Annotated in this window: 27 protein-coding genes; all 27 read left to right on the top strand. The window is 62.9% G+C overall.

All coding sequences use genetic code 11. The features are described from left to right. Window positions 1-95 precede the first annotated feature (95 nt). The 27 genes from rpoC to secY all read left to right on the top strand — a co-directional run bounded on the left by rpoC (window position 96) and on the right by secY (window position 20,247). On the top strand, window positions 96-4,310 hold the full coding sequence (gene rpoC / locus QQA13_RS11360) for a DNA-directed RNA polymerase subunit beta' (RefSeq protein WP_108473247.1): 4,215 nt from the start codon (window positions 96-98) through the stop codon (window positions 4,308-4,310). Window positions 4,311-4,502: 192 nt separating this feature from the next. Next, the gene (gene rpsL, locus QQA13_RS11355) at window positions 4,503-4,877 is read left to right on the top strand and encodes a 30S ribosomal protein S12 (RefSeq protein WP_007083021.1); all 375 of its coding nucleotides are present in this window, start codon (window positions 4,503-4,505) and stop codon (window positions 4,875-4,877) included. Between the two features lie 77 nt (window positions 4,878-4,954). Further along, window positions 4,955-5,422, top strand: a complete 468-nt coding sequence (rpsG, locus tag QQA13_RS11350; RefSeq protein ID WP_007514548.1) for a 30S ribosomal protein S7 — start codon at window positions 4,955-4,957, stop codon at window positions 5,420-5,422. Window positions 5,423-5,592: 170 nt separating this feature from the next. Continuing rightward, on the top strand, window positions 5,593-7,710 hold the full coding sequence (fusA, locus tag QQA13_RS11345; RefSeq protein WP_108473246.1) for an elongation factor G: 2,118 nt from the start codon (window positions 5,593-5,595) through the stop codon (window positions 7,708-7,710). A 114-nt stretch (window positions 7,711-7,824) separates the two neighbouring features. Then, a complete protein-coding gene (gene tuf, locus QQA13_RS11340; protein WP_108473169.1) occupies window positions 7,825-9,015 on the top strand; it encodes an elongation factor Tu in 1,191 nt (396 codons plus the stop codon). Window positions 9,016-9,487: 472 nt separating this feature from the next. Further along, window positions 9,488-9,799, top strand: a complete 312-nt coding sequence (gene rpsJ, locus QQA13_RS11335) for a 30S ribosomal protein S10 (RefSeq protein ID WP_007082173.1) — start codon at window positions 9,488-9,490, stop codon at window positions 9,797-9,799. 20 nt (window positions 9,800-9,819) lie between these two features. Continuing rightward, window positions 9,820-10,461, top strand: a complete 642-nt coding sequence (gene rplC / locus QQA13_RS11330; RefSeq protein WP_108473253.1) for a 50S ribosomal protein L3 — start codon at window positions 9,820-9,822, stop codon at window positions 10,459-10,461. A gap of 11 nt (window positions 10,462-10,472) precedes the next feature. After that, entirely contained in the window at window positions 10,473-11,075 is a 603-nt protein-coding gene (gene rplD / locus QQA13_RS11325; RefSeq protein ID WP_108473254.1) for a 50S ribosomal protein L4, read from the top strand. Next, a complete protein-coding gene (gene rplW / locus QQA13_RS11320) occupies window positions 11,072-11,365 on the top strand; it encodes a 50S ribosomal protein L23 (RefSeq protein ID WP_056386840.1) in 294 nt (97 codons plus the stop codon). Before rplD ends, rplW begins: the two co-directional genes overlap by 4 nt. 17 nt (window positions 11,366-11,382) lie before the next feature. After that, window positions 11,383-12,207, top strand: coding sequence for a 50S ribosomal protein L2 (gene rplB / locus QQA13_RS11315; RefSeq protein ID WP_108473255.1), 825 nt, complete (start codon window positions 11,383-11,385; stop codon window positions 12,205-12,207). A gap of 12 nt (window positions 12,208-12,219) precedes the next feature. Beyond that, window positions 12,220-12,492, top strand: coding sequence for a 30S ribosomal protein S19 (rpsS, locus tag QQA13_RS11310; RefSeq protein ID WP_108473256.1), 273 nt, complete (start codon window positions 12,220-12,222; stop codon window positions 12,490-12,492). Next, a complete protein-coding gene (rplV, locus tag QQA13_RS11305) occupies window positions 12,492-12,827 on the top strand; it encodes a 50S ribosomal protein L22 (RefSeq protein WP_007513348.1) in 336 nt (111 codons plus the stop codon). Before rpsS ends, rplV begins: the two co-directional genes overlap by 1 nt. 15 nt (window positions 12,828-12,842) lie before the next feature. After that, entirely contained in the window at window positions 12,843-13,598 is a 756-nt protein-coding gene (gene rpsC, locus QQA13_RS11300; RefSeq protein WP_108473257.1) for a 30S ribosomal protein S3, read from the top strand. Between the two features lie 11 nt (window positions 13,599-13,609). After that, window positions 13,610-14,023 (top strand): 50S ribosomal protein L16, encoded by a 414-nt coding sequence (gene rplP, locus QQA13_RS11295; protein WP_108473258.1) that lies wholly within the window; start codon window positions 13,610-13,612, stop codon window positions 14,021-14,023. Then, entirely contained in the window at window positions 14,023-14,208 is a 186-nt protein-coding gene (gene rpmC / locus QQA13_RS11290) for a 50S ribosomal protein L29 (RefSeq protein ID WP_007513354.1), read from the top strand. The genes rplP and rpmC overlap by 1 nt, the downstream gene beginning before the upstream one ends. 12 nt (window positions 14,209-14,220) lie before the next feature. Further along, the gene (rpsQ, locus tag QQA13_RS11285; protein ID WP_108473259.1) at window positions 14,221-14,481 is read left to right on the top strand and encodes a 30S ribosomal protein S17; all 261 of its coding nucleotides are present in this window, start codon (window positions 14,221-14,223) and stop codon (window positions 14,479-14,481) included. Window positions 14,482-14,495: 14 nt separating this feature from the next. Continuing rightward, complete coding sequence (rplN, locus tag QQA13_RS11280) at window positions 14,496-14,864, top strand: 50S ribosomal protein L14 (RefSeq protein ID WP_007513359.1); 369 nt, start codon at window positions 14,496-14,498, stop codon at window positions 14,862-14,864. A gap of 14 nt (window positions 14,865-14,878) precedes the next feature. Beyond that, window positions 14,879-15,193 (top strand): 50S ribosomal protein L24, encoded by a 315-nt coding sequence (gene rplX, locus QQA13_RS11275; protein WP_108473260.1) that lies wholly within the window; start codon window positions 14,879-14,881, stop codon window positions 15,191-15,193. Between the two features lie 9 nt (window positions 15,194-15,202). Further along, window positions 15,203-15,745: a 50S ribosomal protein L5 gene (gene rplE / locus QQA13_RS11270; protein ID WP_174315863.1), complete on the top strand. Its 543-nt coding sequence runs from the start codon at window positions 15,203-15,205 to the stop codon at window positions 15,743-15,745. A gap of 18 nt (window positions 15,746-15,763) precedes the next feature. Continuing rightward, entirely contained in the window at window positions 15,764-16,069 is a 306-nt protein-coding gene (rpsN, locus tag QQA13_RS11265; RefSeq protein ID WP_108473261.1) for a 30S ribosomal protein S14, read from the top strand. Between the two features lie 223 nt (window positions 16,070-16,292). Continuing rightward, window positions 16,293-16,688 carry a 30S ribosomal protein S8 gene (gene rpsH, locus QQA13_RS11260; protein WP_108473262.1) on the top strand — a complete coding sequence of 132 codons (396 nt, stop codon included), beginning with the start codon at window positions 16,293-16,295 and terminating at the stop codon, window positions 16,686-16,688. A gap of 11 nt (window positions 16,689-16,699) precedes the next feature. Further along, complete coding sequence (rplF, locus tag QQA13_RS11255; RefSeq protein ID WP_108473263.1) at window positions 16,700-17,227, top strand: 50S ribosomal protein L6; 528 nt, start codon at window positions 16,700-16,702, stop codon at window positions 17,225-17,227. A 91-nt stretch (window positions 17,228-17,318) separates the two neighbouring features. Continuing rightward, on the top strand, window positions 17,319-17,672 hold the full coding sequence (rplR, locus tag QQA13_RS11250; protein ID WP_108473264.1) for a 50S ribosomal protein L18: 354 nt from the start codon (window positions 17,319-17,321) through the stop codon (window positions 17,670-17,672). Between the two features lie 108 nt (window positions 17,673-17,780). Next, complete coding sequence (rpsE, locus tag QQA13_RS11245; protein ID WP_077442651.1) at window positions 17,781-18,290, top strand: 30S ribosomal protein S5; 510 nt, start codon at window positions 17,781-17,783, stop codon at window positions 18,288-18,290. Beyond that, window positions 18,283-18,483 carry a 50S ribosomal protein L30 gene (gene rpmD, locus QQA13_RS11240; RefSeq protein WP_108473265.1) on the top strand — a complete coding sequence of 67 codons (201 nt, stop codon included), beginning with the start codon at window positions 18,283-18,285 and terminating at the stop codon, window positions 18,481-18,483. The genes rpsE and rpmD overlap by 8 nt, the downstream gene beginning before the upstream one ends. 5 nt (window positions 18,484-18,488) lie before the next feature. Next, window positions 18,489-18,920: a 50S ribosomal protein L15 gene (rplO, locus tag QQA13_RS11235; RefSeq protein ID WP_108473266.1), complete on the top strand. Its 432-nt coding sequence runs from the start codon at window positions 18,489-18,491 to the stop codon at window positions 18,918-18,920. Window positions 18,921-18,924: 4 nt separating this feature from the next. Continuing rightward, window positions 18,925-20,247 (top strand): preprotein translocase subunit SecY, encoded by a 1,323-nt coding sequence (gene secY, locus QQA13_RS11230; protein ID WP_108473267.1) that lies wholly within the window; start codon window positions 18,925-18,927, stop codon window positions 20,245-20,247. Window positions 20,248-20,323: the final 76 nt, after the last annotated feature.

Below are 20,323 nucleotides of genomic sequence, written 5' to 3'. Positions count from 1 at the left end.
ACAGCAGGTCCCGAATCCCGGTCCGGATCCCTCAAGCCTGATCCTGTTCGAACCGCGGACCTCGACCCAAGAATTTGCTCCGACCGGAGACTCAAATGAAAGACCTGCTCAATCTGTTCAACCAGCAGCGCGCGACGCCGGATTTCGACGCGATCAAGATCGCGCTCGCGTCGCCGGAGCTGATCCGCTCGTGGTCGTACGGCGAAGTGAAGAAGCCGGAAACCATCAACTACCGTACCTTCAAGCCGGAGCGTGACGGCCTGTTCTGCGCCGCGATCTTCGGGCCGGTGAAGGACTACGAGTGCCTGTGCGGCAAGTACAAGCGCATGAAGCATCGCGGCGTGGTCTGCGAAAAGTGCGGCACCGAGGTCACCCTGGCCAAGGTGCGCCGCGAGCGCATGGGCCACATCGAGCTGGCCAGCCCGACCGCGCACATCTGGTTCCTCAAGTCGCTGCCTTCGCGCATCGGCCTGATGCTGGACATGACCCTGCGCGACATCGAGCGGATCCTGTACTTCGAGGCCTTCGTGGTGATCGATCCGGGCATGACCGCGCTGGAGCGCGGCCAGCTGCTCAGCGAAGACCAGTACCTGGAAGCGACCGAAGAGCACGGCGACGAGTTCGATGCCCGCATGGGTGCCGAGGCGGTGTTTCACCTTCTGAAGTCGCTCGACCTGCCGGGCGAAGTCATCCGCCTGAAGGAAGAGATCACCTCCACCAATTCCGAGACCAAGCTGAAGCGCCTCACCAAGCGCGTCAAGCTGATCGAGGCGTTCCTGGAATCCGGCAACAAGCCGGAGTGGATGGTGCTGACCGTGCTGCCCGTGCTGCCGCCGGACCTGCGTCCGCTGGTGCCGCTGGACGGCGGCCGCTTCGCGACCTCCGACCTGAACGACCTGTACCGTCGCGTCATCAACCGCAACAACCGCCTGAAGCGTCTGCTCGAACTCAACGCGCCCGACATCATCGTGCGCAACGAGAAGCGCATGCTGCAGGAATCGGTCGATGCGCTGCTCGACAACGGTCGTCGCGGCCGTGCCATCACCGGCACCAACAAGCGCGCGCTGAAGTCGCTCGCCGACATGATCAAGGGCAAGCAGGGCCGCTTCCGCCAGAACCTGCTCGGCAAGCGCGTGGACTACTCCGGTCGTTCGGTGATCGTGGTCGGCCCGACCCTGCGCCTGCACCAGTGCGGCCTGCCCAAGAAGATGGCGCTGGAGCTGTTCAAGCCGTTCATCTTCGCCAAGCTGCAGGCACGCGGCGAAGCCACCACCATCAAGGCGGCGAAGAAGCTGGTCGAGCGCGAAGAAGGCCAGGTGTGGGACATCCTCGAAGAGGTGATCCGCGAGCATCCGGTGCTGCTGAACCGCGCGCCGACCCTGCATCGCCTCGGCATCCAGGCGTTCGAGCCGAAGCTGATCGAAGGCAAGGCGATCCAGCTGCATCCGCTGGTCTGCACGGCGTTCAACGCCGACTTCGACGGTGACCAGATGGCCGTCCACGTGCCGCTGTCGATCGAGGCGCAGCTGGAAGCGCGCACCTTGATGATGTCGTCCAACAACATCCTGTCGCCCGCCAACGGCGAGCCGATCATCGTGCCGACCCAGGACGTGGTGCTGGGCCTGTACTACATGACCCGCGAGCTGATCAACGTCAAGGGCACCGGCATGGTGTTCTCCGGCATTTCCGAGGCCCGTCGTGCCTATGACAACCGTGCAGTCGAGCTGCACGCCAAGGTCAAGGTGCGCCTGAAGCTGGTGCACATCGCTGAGGACGGCACCCGTACCAGCGAGACCAAGCTGGTCGAGACCACGGTGGGTCGTGCCCTGCTGGCCGAGATCCTGCCGGAAGGTCTGCCGTTCGCGCTGGCCAATACCGAGCTGACCAAGAAGAACATCTCGCGGCTGATCAACTCCAGCTATCGCCTGCTGGGCCTGAAAGAGACCGTGGTGTTCGCCGACAAGCTGATGTACACCGGCTATCGGTTCGCCACGCGCGCGGGCATCTCGATCGGCATCGACGACATGCTGATCCCGGCCGAGAAGAAGACCATCCTCGACGAGGCCGAGAAGGAAGTCGTCGAAATCCAGCAGCAGTATCAATCGGGTCTGGTCACCGCCGGCGAGCGCTACAACAAGGTGGTCGACATCTGGTCGCGCACCAGCGAGCAGGTGGCCAAGGCGATGATCGACGGCATCGGCACCGAGAAGGTGGTCGACGCCGAAGGCAAGACGGTCAGCCAGAAGTCGATGAACTCGCTGTACATCATGGCCGACTCCGGCGCGCGCGGCTCGGTGGCGCAGATTCGCCAGCTGGCCGGCATGCGTGGCCTGATGGCACGTCCGGACGGCTCGATCATCGAGACGCCGATCAAGGCCAACTTCCGTGAAGGCCTGAACGTGCTGCAGTACTTCAACTCGACCCACGGCGCCCGCAAGGGCCTGGCGGATACCGCGTTGAAGACCGCCAACTCCGGCTACCTGACCCGCCGCCTGGTCGACGTGGCGCAGGACGTGGTCATCACCATGGACGACTGCGGCACCGAGGACGGCGTCACCATGCAGCCGATCGTCGAAGGCGGCGACGTGGTCGAGCCGTTGCGCGAACGCGTGCTGGGCCGCGTGGTGGTCGAGGACGTCTACGCCCCCGGCGATGACGACCGGCCGATCGTTACCCGCGACACCCTGCTCAACGAGGCGCTGGTCGAGAAGCTCGACAAGGCCGGCGTGCAGATCATCAAGGTGCGTTCGCCGATCACCTGCGAGGCCGTTCACGGTGTGTGCAAGCTGTGCTACGGCCGCGATCTGGCCCGTGGCCACCTGGTCAACATGGGCGAGGCCGTCGGTGTGGTCGCCGCGCAGTCGATCGGTGAGCCGGGCACCCAGCTGACCATGCGTACGTTCCACATCGGCGGCGCGGCTTCGCGTGCGGCAGCGGTGGACAACGTGACGGTGAAGACCACCGGCTCGCTGAAGTTCAACAACCTGAAATCAGTGCAGCACAAGCAGGGCCACCTGGTCGCGGTGTCGCGTTCGGGCGAGCTGAGCGTGATCGACTCCAGCGGTCGCGAGCGCGAGCGCTACAAGGTTCCCTACGGCGCCGTCATCGCGGTCAAGGACGGCGCGCCAGTCAAGCCGGGCCAGACCGTGGCGAACTGGGATCCGCATACCCATCCGATCGTCACCGAGGTGGCCGGCGTGGTGCGCTTCATCGATTTCCTCGATGGCGTCACCGTGCAGAGCCAGACCGACGAGCTGACCGGCCTGGAGTCGGCCGTGGTCACTGATCCGAAGCGTCGCGGTGCGCAGGCGAAGGACCTGCGTCCGATCGTGCGCCTGGAAGACGCCAAGGGCCGTGAGCTCAAGCTGCCGGGTACCGACATCGCCGCGCAGTACTTCCTGCCGGCCGGTGCGATCGTGTCGATCCAGAACGGTGCCGAAGTGGGCGTGGGCGACGTGGTCGCGCGTATCCCGCAGGAAACCTCCAAGACCCGCGACATCACCGGTGGTCTGCCGCGCGTGGCCGACCTGTTCGAGGCACGCAAGCCGAAGGAACCGGCGATCCTCGCCGAGCGCTCAGGCATCATCAGCTTCGGCAAGGACACCAAGGGCAAGCAGCGTCTGATCATCAAGGACGTCGACGGCAACGAGCACGAGGAGCTGATTCCGAAGTGGCGTCAGGTCATCGTGTTCGAGGGCGAGCACGTGGAGAAGGGCGAAACCGTCGTCGACGGCGAGCCGAGTCCGCATGACATCCTGCGCCTGCTCGGTGTGGAGCCGCTGGCCACGTACCTGGTCAAGGAAATCCAGGACGTGTATCGCCTGCAGGGCGTGAAGATCAACGACAAGCACATCGAGGCGATCATTCGCCAGATGCTGCGCAAGGTCGAGATCGTCGAGCCGGGCGAAAGCCATTATCTGCGCGGTGAGCAGGTCGAGCGCGTGCGGATCAACGGCGAGAACGAGCGTGCGCTGGCCAAGGGCGAACGTCCGGCGGAATACCAGTCGGTGCTGCTGGGCATCACCAAGGCGTCGCTGGCGACTGAGTCGTTCATCTCGGCGGCCTCGTTCCAGGAAACCACCCGCGTCCTCACCGAGGCGGCAGTTCGCGGAACGCGTGACAGCTTGCGTGGCCTGAAGGAAAATGTTATTGTCGGCCGTCTTATTCCGGCAGGCACGGGTCTGGCGTACCACGCATCGCGTCGTCGCCAGGGTGGTTTGACCGCCACGGAACTGGAGACTCTTTCCGGTTCCACGCCTGCAGCCTCGTTTGCCGAGGCTCCGGCCGGTAGTGAAAACGGTGTCGAGTAAACCCGTTCGGGGCATTGCTCGCTGACATACGAAATGAGGTGCAGGGATGCATCTCGTGTTCGGGTCCAGGACGGCTGAGCGTTGGCTTGCCTATGGCGGGCTGCTCATGTTAAATTCCCGCTTCTTGGCAGACCGAGCTTATTCGGGCTGCCTTTAATGTTTTTAGAATCAGGTTTTCAGGAACAGCTTCGCATGACGACAGTCAACCAGTTGGTGCGCAAAAACCGCAGCCCCAAGACCTACAAGAGTGGGTCGCCCGCCCTGCAGAGCAGCCCGCAGCGTCGTGGCGTCTGCACGCGCGTCTACACGACCACCCCGAAGAAGCCGAACTCGGCCCTGCGCAAGGTGGCCAAGGTGCGCCTGACCAATGGCTTCGAGGTCATCAGCTATATCGGTGGCGAAGGGCACAATCTGCAGGAGCACTCGGTGGTGCTGATCCGCGGTGGCCGCGTCAAGGATCTGCCCGGCGTGCGTTACCACACGGTGCGCGGCAGCCTCGACTGCGCCGGCGTTACCAAGCGTCGCCAGTCGCGCTCGAAGTACGGCGCCAAGCGCCCGAAAAAGTAATCTCAATTGAAGAGTGCGGCCAGGGTGGCCGTTTTTCCGACGGGCAGGAATGCCCGCAAAAATAACGGACGAAAAACATGTCGCGTAAAGGTTCACATCCCGCCCGTCTGGTCCTGCCGGATCCCAAGCATGGCAGCCAGCTGATCGCCCGCTTCATCAACATGGTGATGAAGAGCGGCAAGAAGTCGGTCGCCGAGAGCATCGTCTACGGTGCGCTGCAGCACATTGGCGAGAAGAATGCCGAGCCGGTGGCCTTGGTCGAGAAGGCACTCAACAACATCGCTCCGGCAGTCGAGGTGAAATCCCGCCGCGTCGGTGGCGCCACCTATCAGGTGCCGGTCGAAGTGCGTCCGGGTCGCCGCATGGCGCTGGCGATGCGCTGGGTCATCGACGCTGCCCGCAAGCGTGGCGAGACCTCGATGCCGCGCAAGCTGGCCGCCGAGTTGCTGGAGGCTTCCGAGAGCCGCGGTGGCGCCGCCAAGAAGCGCGAAGAGACGCATCGCATGGCGGAAGCCAACAAGGCCTTCTCGCACTACCGCTGGTAATGGTTTTTGTCTTTGTCGTCGTTCCTGACGGCGAAGAACAAACCAGCAGTATTCATGCCGCCGTCCAGGCGGCAAAGAAGAACCCGGCACCCATGCCGGACTTTTCATAAATGCAGCAGCCCGGACGGCTGCGTGAATCCAGGGCAGGCAGCCCGGCACAGGTAAACACCATGGCACGCACCACTCCCATCGAGCGCTATCGCAACTTCGGCATCATGGCTCACATCGATGCCGGCAAGACCACCACCACGGAGCGCATCCTGTTTTACACCGGCGTCAGCCACAAGATTGGCGAGGTGCACGACGGTGCGGCCACGATGGACTGGATGGAGCAGGAGCAGGAGCGCGGCATCACCATCACGTCGGCAGCAACGACGGCGTTCTGGAGCGGCATGGATCGCTCCATGCCGCAGCATCGCTTCAACATCATCGATACCCCGGGACACGTTGACTTCACCATCGAGGTGGAGCGTTCGCTGCGCGTGCTCGACGGCGCGGTATTCGTGCTGTGTGCGGTCGGTGGCGTGCAGCCGCAATCCGAGACCGTATGGCGCCAGGCCAACAAGTACAAGGTTCCGCGTCTTGCATTCGTCAACAAGATGGATCGCACCGGTGCCAACTTCGACAAGGTGGTCGACCAGCTGAAGGCTCGTCTTGGCGCTCATCCGGTGCCGATGCAGGTGCCGATCGGCGCCGAAGACAACTTTGAGGGCGTGGTCGACCTGCTCAAGATGAAGGCGATCACCTGGGACATGGAATCCCAGGGCATGAAGTTCGAGTACCAGGACATTCCTGCGAATCTGGCCGACAAGGCTGCAGAAGCGCACAGCTTCATGGTGGAGTCGGCCGCCGAGGCCACCGAAGAGCTGATGAACAAGTACCTCGAGGGCGGCGACCTCAGCGAGGGTGAGATCATCGCCGGCCTACGTCAGCGCACGCTGGCGAACGAGATCATCCCGGTATTCTGCGGCACCGCGTTCAAGAACAAGGGCGTCCAGGCGATGCTCGACGCGGTGGTCCAGCTGCTGCCGTCGCCCGCCGATCGCCCGCCGGTCGCCGGCATCGACGAGAACGATCACGACGCCACGCGCAAGGCCGACGATGCCGCGCCGTTCTCCGCGCTCGCGTTCAAGATCATGACCGACCCGTTCGTCGGCTCGCTGACGTTCTTCCGTGTCTACTCGGGCACGTTGAACTCCGGCGACGCCGTGTACAACCCGGTCAAGAGCAAGAAGGAGCGCATTGGCCGCATCCTGCAGATGCACGCGAACGAGCGTCAGGAACTGAAGGAAGTCCGTGCCGGTGACATCGCCGCCGCGGTCGGCCTGAAGGACGTGACGACCGGCGACACGCTGTGCGCGCAGGATCACGTCATCACCCTGGAGCGCATGACGTTCCCGGAGCCGGTGATCTCGATGGCGGTCGAGCCGAAAACCAAGTCGGACCAGGAAAAGATGGGCATCGCCCTCGGCCGTCTGGCCGCGGAGGATCCGTCGTTCCGCGTGCGCACGGACGAAGAGTCGGGCCAGACCATCATCTCGGGCATGGGCGAGCTGCACCTGGACATCCTGGTCGATCGCATGCGTCGCGAGTTCAACGTCGAGGCGAACGTCGGCAAGCCGCAGGTGGCCTACCGCGAGACGATCCGTTCGTCGGACGTCAAGTCGGACTACAAGCACGCCAAGCAGTCGGGCGGCAAGGGTCAGTACGGTCACGTCGTGATCGAGCTGTCGCCGATGACGGAAGAGGATCGCAAGAACCCGGCCGTGAAGGACGACTTCCTCTTCATCAACGACATCACCGGTGGCGTGATTCCGAAGGAATTCATCCCGTCGGTCGAAAAGGGCCTGCGCGAGACCATCACCAGTGGTCCGCTGGCCGGCTTCCCGGTGGTGGGCGTAAAGGTCAAACTCGTGTTCGGTTCGTACCACGACGTCGACTCGTCGGAAATGGCGTTCAAGCTGGCCGCCTCGATGGCGTTCAAGCAAGGCTTCGCGAAGGCGAGCCCGGTGCTGCTTGAGCCGATCATGAAGGTCGAGGTCGTGACCCCGGAAGAGTATGTGGGTGACGTGATGGGTGACATGAGTCGTCGTCGCGGCCTGCTCCAGGGCCAGGACGACACGCCGTCGGGCAAGACCATCGACGCGATGGTTCCGCTGGGCGAGATGTTCGGCTATGCGACCACGATTCGCTCGCTGACCCAGGGGCGTGCCACCTTCACGATGGAATTCGACCATTACGCCGAGGCGCCGAACAACATCGCCGAGCAGGTCATGAAGAAGGCCTGACAGGGCCAGCTTTTCCACGCTTAATTAGTGCGATCGGTTCCTGGATCGCGTAGATCAAAAAGCGGCCTTTCATGGCCGCACTAATTAACCAAGTTCTTTCTAGAGGTCAGGGTCATGGCAAAGGGTAAATTCGAACGCACCAAGCCGCATGTCAACGTCGGCACGATTGGTCACGTGGATCACGGCAAGACGACGCTGACGGCAGCGCTGACGAAGGTCGGCGCGGAGCGCTTCGGTGGCGAGTTCAAGGATTACAGCGCGATCGACGCGGCGCCGGAAGAGAAGGCGCGCGGCATCACGATCTCGACGGCGCACGTGGAATACGAGTCGCCGATCCGCCACTACGCGCACGTGGACTGCCCGGGCCATGCCGACTACGTGAAGAACATGATCACCGGTGCGGCGCAGATGGACGGCGCGATCCTGGTGTGCTCGGCCGCCGATGGCCCGATGCCGCAGACGCGCGAGCACATCCTGCTGAGCCGTCAGGTCGGCGTGCCGTACATCGTGGTGTTCCTGAACAAGGCGGACATGGTCGACGACGCCGAGCTGCTCGAGCTGGTCGAGATGGAAGTGCGCGAGTTGCTCAGCAAGTACGACTTCCCGGGCGACGACACGCCGATCATCCACGGTTCGGCGCTGAAGGCGCTGGAAGGTGATCAGAGCGAGATCGGCGTGCCGGCGATCATCAAGCTGGTGGACGCGCTGGACAGCTACATCCCGGAGCCGGTACGTGCGATCGACAAGCCGTTCCTGATGCCGGTGGAAGACGTGTTCTCGATCTCGGGCCGCGGTACCGTGGTGACCGGTCGTATCGAGCGCGGAATCATCAAGGTCGGTGACGAAATCGAAGTGGTCGGCATCCGCGACACGCAGAAGACGACCGTGACCGGCGTGGAAATGTTCCGCAAGCTGCTGGACCAGGGTCAGGCGGGCGACAATGCCGGTCTGCTGCTGCGCGGCCTGAAGCGTGACGACGTGGAGCGTGGCCAGGTGCTGGCCAAGCCGGGCACGATCACCCCGCACACCGATTTCGAAGCCGAAGTCTACGTGCTGTCGAAGGACGAGGGTGGCCGTCATACGCCGTTCTTCAAGGGTTACCGTCCGCAGTTCTATTTCCGCACGACCGACGTGACCGGCGCCTGCCAGCTGCCGGAAGGCGTGGAAATGGTGATGCCGGGCGACAACGTGAAGATGGTGGTGAGCCTGATCCACCCGATCGCGATGGACGAAGGCCTGCGTTTCGCCATTCGCGAAGGCGGCCGCACCGTCGGCGCCGGCGTAGTGGCCAAGGTCATCAAGTAAAAGGTTATTGCGGCACTTCGTGCCGCAATAATTCCCGCCGTTGAACCGAGTGCTGCCGCACCGGTCAACGTCGGGTCGGGCCAGGGACGGCTCTGCTGAACGAAACGGTTTGGCAGGGTGCGTTTATACCCCCTTCACTAATTGAAGTTTTGTCGGTACACTTGGCAGCTCACTCGTCGGCCAGACATGTTTTGGCCGACCTACCGCGAAATGAGGCGCAGGATGTGCTTCGAGTTCGCTGGCCGAGGATAGGCCCTCGCAAGTTGACGTGATCACAGGGCAAGCCCTGTCGACACGTCGTTTTGCGCGAGATTCCGGATTGTGCCAGGCGAGCGTACCGTTGCTCGCCTGGCGTTTTTCAGAGGGGTCACGCAGTTCACCGCGCGGCGCCGATGCAGTGGCAAAAGGTAGTGCGGGGCGGTGAGAAGCCGCTTCGTTTCACATGACGTTCTTTAGACAACAGGACACGGTTATGGCGAACCAGAAGATTCGGATTCGGCTGAAAGCGTACGATCATCGACTGATCGACCGCTCTGCCAGCGAGATCGTCGAGACGGCAAAGCGCACGGGTGCCACGGTACTCGGCCCGATTCCGCTTCCGACCAAGATCGAGCGTTACACCATTCTGACGTCGCCGCACGTCGACAAGGATGCACGCGACCAGTACGAGACCCGTACCCACAAGCGTGTGCTCGATATCGTCGACCCGAACGACAAGACCGTGGACGCGCTCATGAAGCTTGATCTCGCCGCTGGCGTCGATGTTCAGATCAAGCTCGGTTGAGCGACAGACAGGATACGAAGATGAGTATCGGATTGGTTGGCCGCAAATGCGGCATGAGCCGACTCTTCACTGAAGATGGCCGCTCGATTCCGGTGACGCTGATTGAAGCGACGCCGAACCGCGTGACCCAGGTGAAGACGGATGATAATGATGGCTACAGCGCCGTCCAGGTTTCCGCGGGCAGCAAGCGCGCGAATCTGCTGACGCAGCCGCTGAAGGGCCACTACGCGAAGGCCAAGGTTGAGCCGGGTCGTGGTCTGTGGGAATTCCGCGTGGCTGCCGAGGATCTCGGCAAGTACGAAGTGGGCGCCGAGATCAAGGCAGACGACGTGTTCTCCGTCGGCCAGATCGTCGATGTCGCCGGCGTGTCCAAGGGCAAGGGCTTCCAGGGCACCATCAAGCGCTGGAACTTCAAGATGGGTGACGCCACCCACGGTAACTCGCTGTCGCATCGCGCACCGGGCTCCATCGGTCAGCGCCAGACGCCGGGTCGCGTGTTTCCGGGCAAGAAGATGGCCGGTCACATGGGTGCCGTGCGCCGTTCGGCGCAAGGGCTGGAAGTGGTCAAGGTCGACGCCGAGCGTCACCTGATTGCGGTGAAGGGCGCGGTGCCGGGTGCAACCGGTGGCGACGTCATCATCCGCCCGACGACCAAGGGTTGAGGAGAGTCGCCATGGAATTGAATGTCATTGGCGCCAAGCCGCTCAGCGTGTCGGACGAAGTGTTCGGCGGCGAGTACAAGAAGGCCCTGGTTCATCAGGTTGTGGTTGCCTACCAGGCGGCCGGTCGCGCCGGTACCAAGGCGCAGCTGTCGCGTGGCGAGATGTCCGGCACCACCAAGAAGTTCAAGAAGCAGAAGGGTGGTGGCGCCCGTCACGGTGACTACCGTGCGCCGATCTTCGTCGGCGGTGGTGTCACGTTTGCCGCCAAGCCGCGCAGCTACGAGCAGAAGGTCAACCGCAAGGCATACCGCGTCGCGATCCGCTCGATCTTCTCCGAGCTGGCCCGCCAGGGCCGCCTGAAGGTGGTCGAGAGCTTCGGCATCGAGTCGCCGAAGACCTCCGCGATGGTGGCCAAGCTGGCCGAGCTGGACGTTTCCGGTCGCGTGCTGCTGGTGTCGGAAGACGCCTCCGAGGCGGTGTTCCTGGCTGCCCGCAACATCCCGTATATCCATGTGCTGGACGTGATGGCGCTGAACCCGGTCAGCCTGGTCGGTTCCGACCATGTGGTGATGACGGTTGACGCCGTGAAGAAGGTCGAGGAGTGGCTGGCATGAACAACGAACGCATTCTCGACACGCTGCGCGCACCGCACATCTCCGAGAAATCGGCGCGCTTGGCCGAGCATAACCAGTATGTATTCGTGGTCGCCCCTGCAGCGACCAAGGCCGATGTCCGCGCTGCCGTGGAGAAGCTGTTCGACGTCAAGGTCGAACAGGTGAACCTCGTCAACACCAAAGGCAAGGTCAAAGCCTTCCGTCAACGCGCTGGCAGCCGCCAGGGCAAGCGCAAGGCCTATGTGCGCCTCGCCGATGGTCAGACCATCGACGTGTCCGCCAAGGCCTGAGCCAGGAGTTCTGAGAGATGGCACTAATCAACCACAAGCCGACCTCGCCGGGTCGTCGCGACGCAGTCAGCGTCAAGACGGAAGGCCTGTACAAGGGCGCGCCGTACGCGGCGTTGACCGAGTCGCAGTCCCGTACCGGTGGTCGCAATCACCACGGTCGCATCACCGTGCGTCATCGCGGTGGCGGTCACAAGCAGCATTACCGCATCATCGATTTCAAGCGCGACAAGGAAGGCATTGCCGCCCGCGTCGAGCGCATCGAATACGATCCGAACCGCACTGCGCACATCGCGCTGCTGTGCTACGCCGACGGTGAGCGTCGTTACATCATCGCGCCGAAGGGCGTGCAGGTGGACGATCGTCTGGTATCCGGCCGCGATGCGCCGATCAAGGCCGGCAACTGCCTGCAGCTGCGCAACATTCCGATGGGCAGCACGATCCATTGCATCGAGCTGCGCCCCGGCAAGGGCGCGCAGATCGCCCGCAGCGCTGGTGCCTCGGTGCAGCTGGTCGCCCGCGAGTCCGGTTACGCCACGCTGCGTCTGCGCTCCGGCGAGATGCGCCGCGTCTCGGTCGATTGCCGCGCCACCATCGGCGAAGTCGGCAACGGCGAGCACAGCCTGAAGAAGCTGGGCAAGGCCGGCGCCAAGCGCTGGGTAGGCATTCGCCCGACCGTTCGCGGCGTGGTGATGAACCCGGTCGACCACCCGCACGGTGGTGGTGAAGGCAAGACTTCTGGCGGTCGTCATCCGGTCAGCCCGTGGGGCACGCCGGCCAAGGGTTACAAGACCCGTAACAACAAGCGCACGCAGCAGTTCATCGTGCGTCGTCGTACCAAGTAACAGGAAGCCGACATGCCGCGTTCTCTGAAGAAAGGTCCGTTCGTCGACCTTCACCTCGCGAAGAAGGTGGAAGCTGCGGTTTCCGCCAACAACAAGCGCCCGATCAAGACCTGGTCGCGCCGCTCGATGATCCTGCCGGAAATGGTCGGCTTGACCATCGCCATCCACAACGGCCGCCAGCACGTGCCCGTCCTGATCAACGAGAACATGGTCGGGCACAAGCTCGGCGAGTTCGCGGTGACCCGTACGTTCAAAGGCCATGTCGGCGACAAGAAGGGCAAGTGATGAGCACTGAAGCCAAAGCGATCCTGCGCGGCGCCCGCATCTCGGCGCAAAAGGCACGCCTGGTGGCTGATCTGGTCCGCGGTCTTCCCGTGGGCCGGGCCAGCGACGTGCTCACCTACACCAACAAGAAGGCCGCGCACCTTGTCCGCAAGGTGCTGCTGTCGGCCGTCGCCAACGCCGAGAACAATCTCGGCGCGGATGTCGACGAGCTGAAGGTGGCCAGCATCTTCGTCGACGAAGGTCCGGCGATGAAGCGCATGTATGCCCGCGCCAAAGGCCGCGGTTCGCGCATTCTCAAGCGCACCAGCCACATCACTGTGGTTGTTGGTAACTGACCGGGGACATAGACGATGGGTCATAAAGTTCATCCCACCGGTATCCGCCTCGGCATTGCCAAGGACTGGAACTCGAAGTGGTTCGCCAACAAGGGCGATTACGCCAAGTATCTCGTGGCCGATATCAAGGTCCGCGACATGCTGAAGAAGAAGCTGGCTGCCGCCGGCATCTCGAAGATCCAGATCGAGCGCCCGGCCAAGACCGCGCGCGTGACGATCCACACTGCCCGCCCGGGCGTGGTGATCGGCAAGAAGGGCGAGGATATCGAGAAGCTGCGCAAGGAAGTCAGCGACATGATGGGCGTCCCGACGCACATCAACGTCAACGAAGTGCGCAAGCCGGAGATTGACGCGCAGCTGGTGGCCGAGTCGATCGCGCAGCAGCTGGAGCGCCGCATCATGTTCCGTCGCGCGATGAAGCGCTCGGTCGGCAACGCGATGCGCCTGGGCGCGCTGGGCATCAAGATCAACGTGTCCGGCCGCCTGAACGGCGCCGAGATCGCCCGTTCCGAGTGGGCCCGCGAAGGTCGCGTGCCGCTGCACACGCTGCGTGCCGACATCGACTACGGTTTTGCCGAGGCGAGCACCACCTACGGCATCATCGGCATCAAGGTGTGGGTCAACAAGGGCGAGATCTTCGACCTGACCCAGATTGGCCAGGAGTCGAAGGACGAGTCGCCGGCGCCGTCGCGCCGCGAGGGTGGCGAAGGCCGTCGTGATCGTGAACCGCGTCGTGATGGCGAAGGCCGTCGCGAGCGGTCGGCGAAGTAAGGAGAGTTGCCATGTTGCAACCCAAGCGAACCAAGTACCGCAAGCAGTTCAAGGGCCGTAACGATGGCCTGGCCCAGTGCTCCAACCTCGTCAGCTTTGGCGAGTACGGCCTGAAGGCGACCACGCATGGTGCGCTCACCGCGCGCCAGATCGAGGCGGCCCGTCGTTGCATCACCCGCTTCGTCAAGCGTGGCGGCAAGTTGTGGATCCGCGTGTTCCCGGACAAGCCGATCACCAAGAAGCCGATCGAAGTCCGCATGGGCGCGGGCAAGGGCGGCGTCGAGTTCTGGGTCGCTCCGATCCAGCCCGGCCGCATGCTCTATGAAATCGAGGGCGTCGACGAGCCGACGGCGCGCGAGGCGTTCCGCCTGGCCGCCGCCAAGCTCTCGGTGCAGACCCAGTTCGTGACCCGGGCGGTGATGTGATGGCCAGCAAAGATATCAACAACCAGTCGGCCGAAGAGCTGCAGCAGCACCTGCTGGACCTGCGCAAGGAGCAGTTCAACCTGCGCATGCAAAAGGGTTCCGGCCAGCTCACTCAGCCGCACCAGCTCCGCCGCGTTCGGCGTGACATCGCCCGCACGAAGTTCGTGCTCGGCGGCAAGAAGTAAGGGACGGCCGACATGAGCGACAACAAGAAGCAGACGCGCACCCTCGAGGGCCGCGTCACCAGCAACAAGATGGACAAGACGGTCACCGTCCTGGTCGAGCGCCAGGAGCAGCACTGGCTGCTCGGCAAGATCATCCGCCGGTCGACCAAGCTGCATGCGCAGGACGACCTGGGTGCCAACGAGGGCGACCTCGTGCGTATCGCGGAGTGCCGTCCGTTGTCCAAGACCAAACATCACCGCGTGGTTGAAATCATCACGCGCGCCAACGTCTAAGGGAGGGTGCAGACATGATCCAGATGCAAAGCACGCTTTCCGCAGCAGACAACAGCGGCGCGAAGGAACTGATGTGCATCAAGGTGCTCGGCGGCTCCAAGCGCCGTTACGCCGCGATCGGTGACGTGATCAAGGTCACCGTGAAGGATGCGATTCCCCGCGGCAAGGTGAAGAAGGGCGAGGTTTACAACGCCGTGGTGGTACGTACCGCCAAGGGTGTGCGTCGTCCCGATGGCTCGCTGATCCGTTTCGACGGCAATGCAGCGGTGCTCCTCAACAACAAGCTCGAGCCGATCGGCACCCGTATTTTCGGGCCGGTTACCCGCGAGCTGCGCAGCGAGAAGTTCATGAAGATCGTCTCGCTTGCGCCCGAAGTGCTCTGAGCGGAGTCAAGACAATGAACCGTATCCGCAAGGGTGATCAGGTCCTCGTGATCACCGGCAAGAACAAGGGTCAGCGCGGCGATGTGCTGCGTGTTGCAGGCGAGCGCGTGTTCGTCTCCAACGTGAATCTGGTCAAGCGCCACACCAAGCCGAACCCCCAGGCCAACCAGGCTGGCGGCATCGTCGAGCGTGAAGCCTCGATCCATCTCTCCAATGTGCAGCTGTTCAACCCCGCCACGAACAAGGGTGAACGCGTCGGCACCAAAACGCTCGCTGATGGGCGCAAGGTCCGCGTGTTCCGTTCGACTGGCGAGGTCGTGGACGCGTAAGGAATCACGATCATGACCCGCCTTGAAAATTTCTACAAAGAGCAGGTAGTGCCGAAGCTCACCGAGCAGTTCGGCTACCAGAACGTGATGCAGGTTCCCCGCATCACCAAGATCACGCTGAACATGGGCGTGGGTGAAGCTGCGGGCAACAAAAAGGTGCTCGAGAACGCCGTGGCCGACATGGCCAAGATCTCCGGCCAGAAGCCGATCACGACCAAGGCCCGCGTCTCCGTGGCCTCGTTCAAGATCCGCGACGGCTGGCCGATCGGCTGCAAGGTCACCCTGCGCCGTGCACAGATGTTCGAGTTCCTCGATCGCCTGATCAACATCTCGCTGCCGCGCGTGCGCGACTTCCGCGGTGTTTCGGGCAAGGCCTTCGACGGCCGTGGCAACTACAACTTCGGTATCAAGGAACAGATCATTTTCCCTGAGATCGACTTCGACCAGGTCGATGCGTTGCGTGGCATGGATATCTCCATCACCACCACCGCCAAGACCGACGAAGAAGCGAAGGCCCTGCTGGCCGCGTTCAGCTTCCCGTTCCGCAACTGATAGACGCGAGAGATACCCATGGCAAAGACCTCGATGGTCAACCGCGACATCAAGCGGACCAAACTCGTCCAGAAGTTCGCCACCAGGCGTGCCGAGCTGAAGGCGATCGTGCTGAGCCCCAGCGCCTCCTACGAGGAGAAGATGGCCGCCCAGTCCAAACTGCAGAAGTTGCCGCGCGATGCCAGCCCGGTGCGCCAGCGCACCCGCTGCGCGTTGACCGGTCGCCCGCGTGCCGTCTACGCCAAGTTCGGCCTGGGTCGCAACAAGCTGCGTGAAGCGACCATGCGCGGCGACGTGCCGGGTCTGCGCAAGGCAAGCTGGTAATTACCCAAGCCGGAGTTGTTTCGAGGCACGCATGTGCCGCGAGCGACTCACCGAGCTGCCGCCAGGCAGCCGCTGATGCGACTTATCGCATCGAAATTCGCTAAAACCTGAAATTGCTGATATAGTCAGCGGTCTGCGCAAGGCAGGCTGCTGTCCATGGCAGCTCACAATCTGATTGATTTCCGGTTTTATCGGATATCGGTGCACTCTGAAGGATGTTTTCATGAGCATGACTGATCCCATCGCCGATCTGTTCACGCGCGTCCGCAATGCCCAGGCCATGGGCAAGCCGACCGTGCGTATGCCGTCGTCGAAACTGAAGTTGGCGATCGCCAACCTTCTCAAGAACGAGGGCTACATCCTCGACGCCAAGACTTCCGCCGAGGAAGGCAAGCCGGTGCTCGAGATCAAGCTCAAGTATTTCGAGGGCCAGCCGGCCATCGAGCGCATTTCCCGTGTCAGCCGCTCCGGCCTGCGCGTCTATCGCGGCAAGGACGAGCTGCCGAAGATCCTGGGTGGCCTGGGTATCTCGATCATTTCGACTTCCGCCGGTCTGCTGACCGACGCGCAGGCCCGCGCCAAGGGTCTGGGCGGCGAAGTCATCGGCCAAGTGGCATAAGGAGTCTGTCGATGTCACGTGTTGCCAAACAACCCATTTCCCTGCCCAAGGGTGTCGAGCTGACGGTCGGTAACGACGGTATCTCCGTGAAGGGCCCGAAGGGTACGCTGTCCGTGCATCACCTGCCGGGTGTCAGCATCGCCGTGGACAATGGCGTGGCGAACGTCAGTCTCGTCGACGGCGCCGACGACAAGTTCGGCGGTACCGCCCGCGCGCTGCTGTCCAACATGGTCACCGGTGTATTCGGCGGTTACGAGCGCAAGCTCGAGCTGGTCGGCGTCGGTTACCGCGCCTCGATGCAGGGCAAGTCGCTGAACTTGAGCCTGGGTTTCTCCCACCCGGTGGTGTTCGATGCGCCGGAAGGCATCAGCATCGAAACCCCGTCGCAGACCGAGATCCTGATCAAGGGCGCGGACAAGCAGGCGGTGGGCCAGGTTGCAGCCAAGATTCGCGGCTTCCGTCCGCCGGAGCCCTACAAGGGCAAGGGCGTGCGTTATGCCGGCGAGAAGATCACCTTGAAGGAAGCCAAGAAGGCTTGATGCGGGTCCCTCCGCGAAGACCGGCCATCCATGGCCGGACTCTTCAAAAGAGCCGCTCATACCAGCCAATCCGCTTTCTGGAGACATCATGATGAACAAGAACGAAAATCGCCTGCGCCGCGCCAAGTCCACCCGCAGCCACATCCGCAAGCTGGCCGTGGCGCGTCTGTCGGTGCATCGCACCGGTCAGCACATCTACGCGCAGGTGTTCGATGCCTCCGGCCTAAATGTGGTGGCAGCTGCCTCCACCGTGCAGAAGTCGGTCGCCGAGGGCCTCAAGGGCACCAAGAACCTGACCGCTGCGGCGGCTGTGGGCAAGGCAGTCGCCGAGCGCGCGATGGCGGCGGGTATCGAAGCCGTTGCATTCGATCGTTCCGGCTTCCGCTATCACGGTCGCATCAAGGCGCTGGCCGATGCTGCACGCGAAGCGGGCCTGAAATTCTAAGTAACACCGGGTCGGGACATCGTCCTGATTTCCGTCGCGTCACCTACAACTCCAAGCGGCTCAGCCGCAAGTAAAAGTCCCGGTCTTGCCGGGCACATGGAAAAGAACATGTCTTCTAACGATCGCGAAAATTCGGACGGCTTGCTCGAGAAGCTGATCGCCGTCAACCGCGTGGCCAAGACCGTCAAGGGTGGCCGCCAGATGAGCTTCACCGCGCTGACCGTGGTCGGTGACGGCGAGGGCAAGGTCGGCTTCGGCTATGGCAAGGCGCGTGAAGTGCCGGTGGCCATCTCCAAGGCCATGGAGCGTGCCCGCCGCCAGATGGTGAACATCGAGCTGAACAACGGCACCCTGTGGTACGCCATTAAGGCCAACCACGGTGCGGCGCGCGTCTACATGCAGCCGGCTTCCGAGGGTACCGGCGTGATTGCCGGCGGCGCCATGCGTGCCGTGCTGGAAGTGGTTGGCGTGAAGAACGTGCTGGCCAAGGCGGTCGGCTCGCGCAACCCGATCAACCTGGTGCGCGCGACCATCAAGGGCCTGCAGGCAGTTGCCTCGCCCAAGAAGATCGCCGCCAAGCGTGGCAAGACCCTGGATGAGGTGCTCGGCAATGGCTAAGTCTCAGCAATCCGCCGACAAGACCGTGCGCGTGCGCCTGGTCAAAGGCCTGCGTGGCGTGCAGGCGCGTCACCGTCTCAGTGTCAAGGCGCTGGGTCTGGGCAAGATCAACGACGTCCGTGAACTGAAGGACAGCCCGCAGGTGCGTGGCCTGATCAACACGGTCTATTACCTGGTCCGGGTCGAGGAGTAAGCATCATGCGTCTGAATGACATCAAGCCGGCCGCCGGTTCGCACAAGACGCGTCTACGCGTCGGTCGCGGTATCGGTTCGGGCATGGGCAAGACTGCCGGTCGCGGCCACAAAGGTCAGCATGCCCGCGCGGGTGGTACCCACAAGTACGGCTTCGAGGGCGGCCAGATGCCGCTGAATCGCCGGATGCCGAAGATCGGTTTCCGCTCGAAGAAGCAGGCCGAGAGCCAGGAAGTGTTCCTGTATCAGCTGGCCCAGCTCAAGGGTGACGTGATCGACGTCGTGGCGCTGCATCAGGCTGGCCTGATCAACAGCCGCGCGAAGAAGGTCAAGGTTGTCCTCAAGGGTGAAATCGGTCGCGCGGTGAAGTTGTCCGGTCTGCTGGCTACCGCCGGCGCCAAGGCAGCCATCGAGGCTGCCGGCGGCAGCGTGGAGTAATCAGGTGGCAGCAGCCAAGGGCAATGCACTCGGCAAGCTCGGCAAGCTGACGGAGCTTCGCCAACGCATCTTCTTCGTGATCGGTGCGCTGGTGGTGTTCCGGCTCGGTTCGTTCATTCCGGTTCCGGGCGTCAATCCGGAGGCGATGACCAACCTGGTCAACGGCAACGGCCTGATGGACATGTTCAACATGTTCTCGGGTGGTGCGCTGGCGCGCTTCTCGGTATTCGCGCTGGGCGTGATCCCGTACATCTCGGCATCGATCGTGTTCCAGATGATGGGCGCGGTGGTGCCGAGTCTGCAGAGCCTGCGCAAGGAAGGCGAGGCCGGCAAGCGCAAGATGACGATGTATACGCGCTATGCCACGGTGGCTTTGGCGGCGTTCCAGTCGTTCGGCATTGCGGTGGCGTTGCAGGGGCAGGTGGCTGCCGGTGGTGCACCGGTGGTCTATACGCCGGGCTTCGGCTTCGTCTTCTCCTCCGTGGTCGGGCTTACCGCCGGCACCATGTTCCTGATGTGGCTGGGCGAGCAGATGACCGAGCGCGGCATCGGCAACGGCATCTCGCTGCTGATCTTCGCCGGTATCGTCGCCGGTCTGCCGGGGGCGGTGGTGCACACTCTGGGCATGGCCAGCAACGGTGAATTGTCGCTGATCAAGTTGCTGATGGTGTTTGGCCTGGCGCTGCTGGTGACTGCCTTCGTGGTGTTCATGGAGCGCGCCCAGCGGCGCATCACGGTGAACTACGCGCGGCGTTCTGGTGGGCAGAAGGCCTACATGAACCAGAGTTCCAACCTGCCGCTGAAGATCAACATGTCGGGCGTGATTCCGCCGATCTTCGCTTCCAGTCTGCTGATGTTCCCGGCGACCGCGGTGAGCTGGTTCAGCACTGGCCAGCAGTCGCGCTGGCTGCAGGATCTGACCCAGGCGCTGAGCCCGGGCAATCCGTTGTATGAAACCGTGTTTTCGGTATTGGTGATCGGTTTCGCGTTCTTCTACACGGCGATCGTGTTCAACGCCGACGAGACCGCGGACAACCTCAAGCGGTCGGGTGCGCTGATTCCAGGCATTCGCCCGGGCAAGGCCACGGCCAGCTACATCGATGCGGTAATGACGCGTCTGACCGGTGTCGGTGCGCTGTACCTGGTGCTGGTCTGTCTGGTGCCGTCGTTCATGCAGAGCGCCTGGCACGTACCGTTCTATTTCGGTGGCACGTCGCTGCTGATCGTGGTGGTGGTGGTGATGGACTTCACGGCGCAGGTACAGGCGCACCTGGTCAGTCACCAGTACGAAAGTCTGCTCAAGAAGGCCAATCTCCGTCGCAACTAGTGGCTGCTGGGGCGAGAGTAGTTGGTCGAAGTCGGAAGCTGGCGACACCTTGGTGTCGCAGGGCTTTCCAGTCAGG

It is taken from the genome of Rhodanobacter thiooxydans (assembly GCF_030291135.1).
Lineage (GTDB): Bacteria > Pseudomonadota > Gammaproteobacteria > Xanthomonadales > Rhodanobacteraceae > Rhodanobacter > Rhodanobacter thiooxydans_A.
Note: the sequence above shows the minus strand (reverse complement) of the source record. Positions and strands in the feature narration are given on the sequence as shown.

What these genes read in the sequence shown, in the direction of transcription:
- rpoC (WP_108473247.1), top strand. Translation starts at nt 96, where the DNA reads ATGAAAGACCTGCTCAATCTGTTCAACCAGCAGCGCGCGACGCCGGAT.
- rpsL (WP_007083021.1), top strand. Translation starts at nt 4,503, where the DNA reads ATGACGACAGTCAACCAGTTGGTGCGCAAAAACCGCAGCCCCAAGACC.
- rpsG (WP_007514548.1), top strand. Translation starts at nt 4,955, where the DNA reads ATGTCGCGTAAAGGTTCACATCCCGCCCGTCTGGTCCTGCCGGATCCC.
- fusA (WP_108473246.1), top strand. Translation starts at nt 5,593, where the DNA reads ATGGCACGCACCACTCCCATCGAGCGCTATCGCAACTTCGGCATCATG.
- tuf (WP_108473169.1), top strand. Translation starts at nt 7,825, where the DNA reads ATGGCAAAGGGTAAATTCGAACGCACCAAGCCGCATGTCAACGTCGGC.
- rpsJ (WP_007082173.1), top strand. Translation starts at nt 9,488, where the DNA reads ATGGCGAACCAGAAGATTCGGATTCGGCTGAAAGCGTACGATCATCGA.
- rplC (WP_108473253.1), top strand. Translation starts at nt 9,820, where the DNA reads ATGAGTATCGGATTGGTTGGCCGCAAATGCGGCATGAGCCGACTCTTC.
- rplD (WP_108473254.1), top strand. Translation starts at nt 10,473, where the DNA reads ATGGAATTGAATGTCATTGGCGCCAAGCCGCTCAGCGTGTCGGACGAA.
- rplW (WP_056386840.1), top strand. Translation starts at nt 11,072, where the DNA reads ATGAACAACGAACGCATTCTCGACACGCTGCGCGCACCGCACATCTCC.
- rplB (WP_108473255.1), top strand. Translation starts at nt 11,383, where the DNA reads ATGGCACTAATCAACCACAAGCCGACCTCGCCGGGTCGTCGCGACGCA.
- rpsS (WP_108473256.1), top strand. Translation starts at nt 12,220, where the DNA reads ATGCCGCGTTCTCTGAAGAAAGGTCCGTTCGTCGACCTTCACCTCGCG.
- rplV (WP_007513348.1), top strand. Translation starts at nt 12,492, where the DNA reads ATGAGCACTGAAGCCAAAGCGATCCTGCGCGGCGCCCGCATCTCGGCG.
- rpsC (WP_108473257.1), top strand. Translation starts at nt 12,843, where the DNA reads ATGGGTCATAAAGTTCATCCCACCGGTATCCGCCTCGGCATTGCCAAG.
- rplP (WP_108473258.1), top strand. Translation starts at nt 13,610, where the DNA reads ATGTTGCAACCCAAGCGAACCAAGTACCGCAAGCAGTTCAAGGGCCGT.
- rpmC (WP_007513354.1), top strand. Translation starts at nt 14,023, where the DNA reads ATGGCCAGCAAAGATATCAACAACCAGTCGGCCGAAGAGCTGCAGCAG.
- rpsQ (WP_108473259.1), top strand. Translation starts at nt 14,221, where the DNA reads ATGAGCGACAACAAGAAGCAGACGCGCACCCTCGAGGGCCGCGTCACC.
- rplN (WP_007513359.1), top strand. Translation starts at nt 14,496, where the DNA reads ATGATCCAGATGCAAAGCACGCTTTCCGCAGCAGACAACAGCGGCGCG.
- rplX (WP_108473260.1), top strand. Translation starts at nt 14,879, where the DNA reads ATGAACCGTATCCGCAAGGGTGATCAGGTCCTCGTGATCACCGGCAAG.
- rpsN (WP_108473261.1), top strand. Translation starts at nt 15,764, where the DNA reads ATGGCAAAGACCTCGATGGTCAACCGCGACATCAAGCGGACCAAACTC.
- rpsH (WP_108473262.1), top strand. Translation starts at nt 16,293, where the DNA reads ATGAGCATGACTGATCCCATCGCCGATCTGTTCACGCGCGTCCGCAAT.
- rplF (WP_108473263.1), top strand. Translation starts at nt 16,700, where the DNA reads ATGTCACGTGTTGCCAAACAACCCATTTCCCTGCCCAAGGGTGTCGAG.
- rplR (WP_108473264.1), top strand. Translation starts at nt 17,319, where the DNA reads ATGAACAAGAACGAAAATCGCCTGCGCCGCGCCAAGTCCACCCGCAGC.
- rpsE (WP_077442651.1), top strand. Translation starts at nt 17,781, where the DNA reads ATGTCTTCTAACGATCGCGAAAATTCGGACGGCTTGCTCGAGAAGCTG.
- rpmD (WP_108473265.1), top strand. Translation starts at nt 18,283, where the DNA reads ATGGCTAAGTCTCAGCAATCCGCCGACAAGACCGTGCGCGTGCGCCTG.
- rplO (WP_108473266.1), top strand. Translation starts at nt 18,489, where the DNA reads ATGCGTCTGAATGACATCAAGCCGGCCGCCGGTTCGCACAAGACGCGT.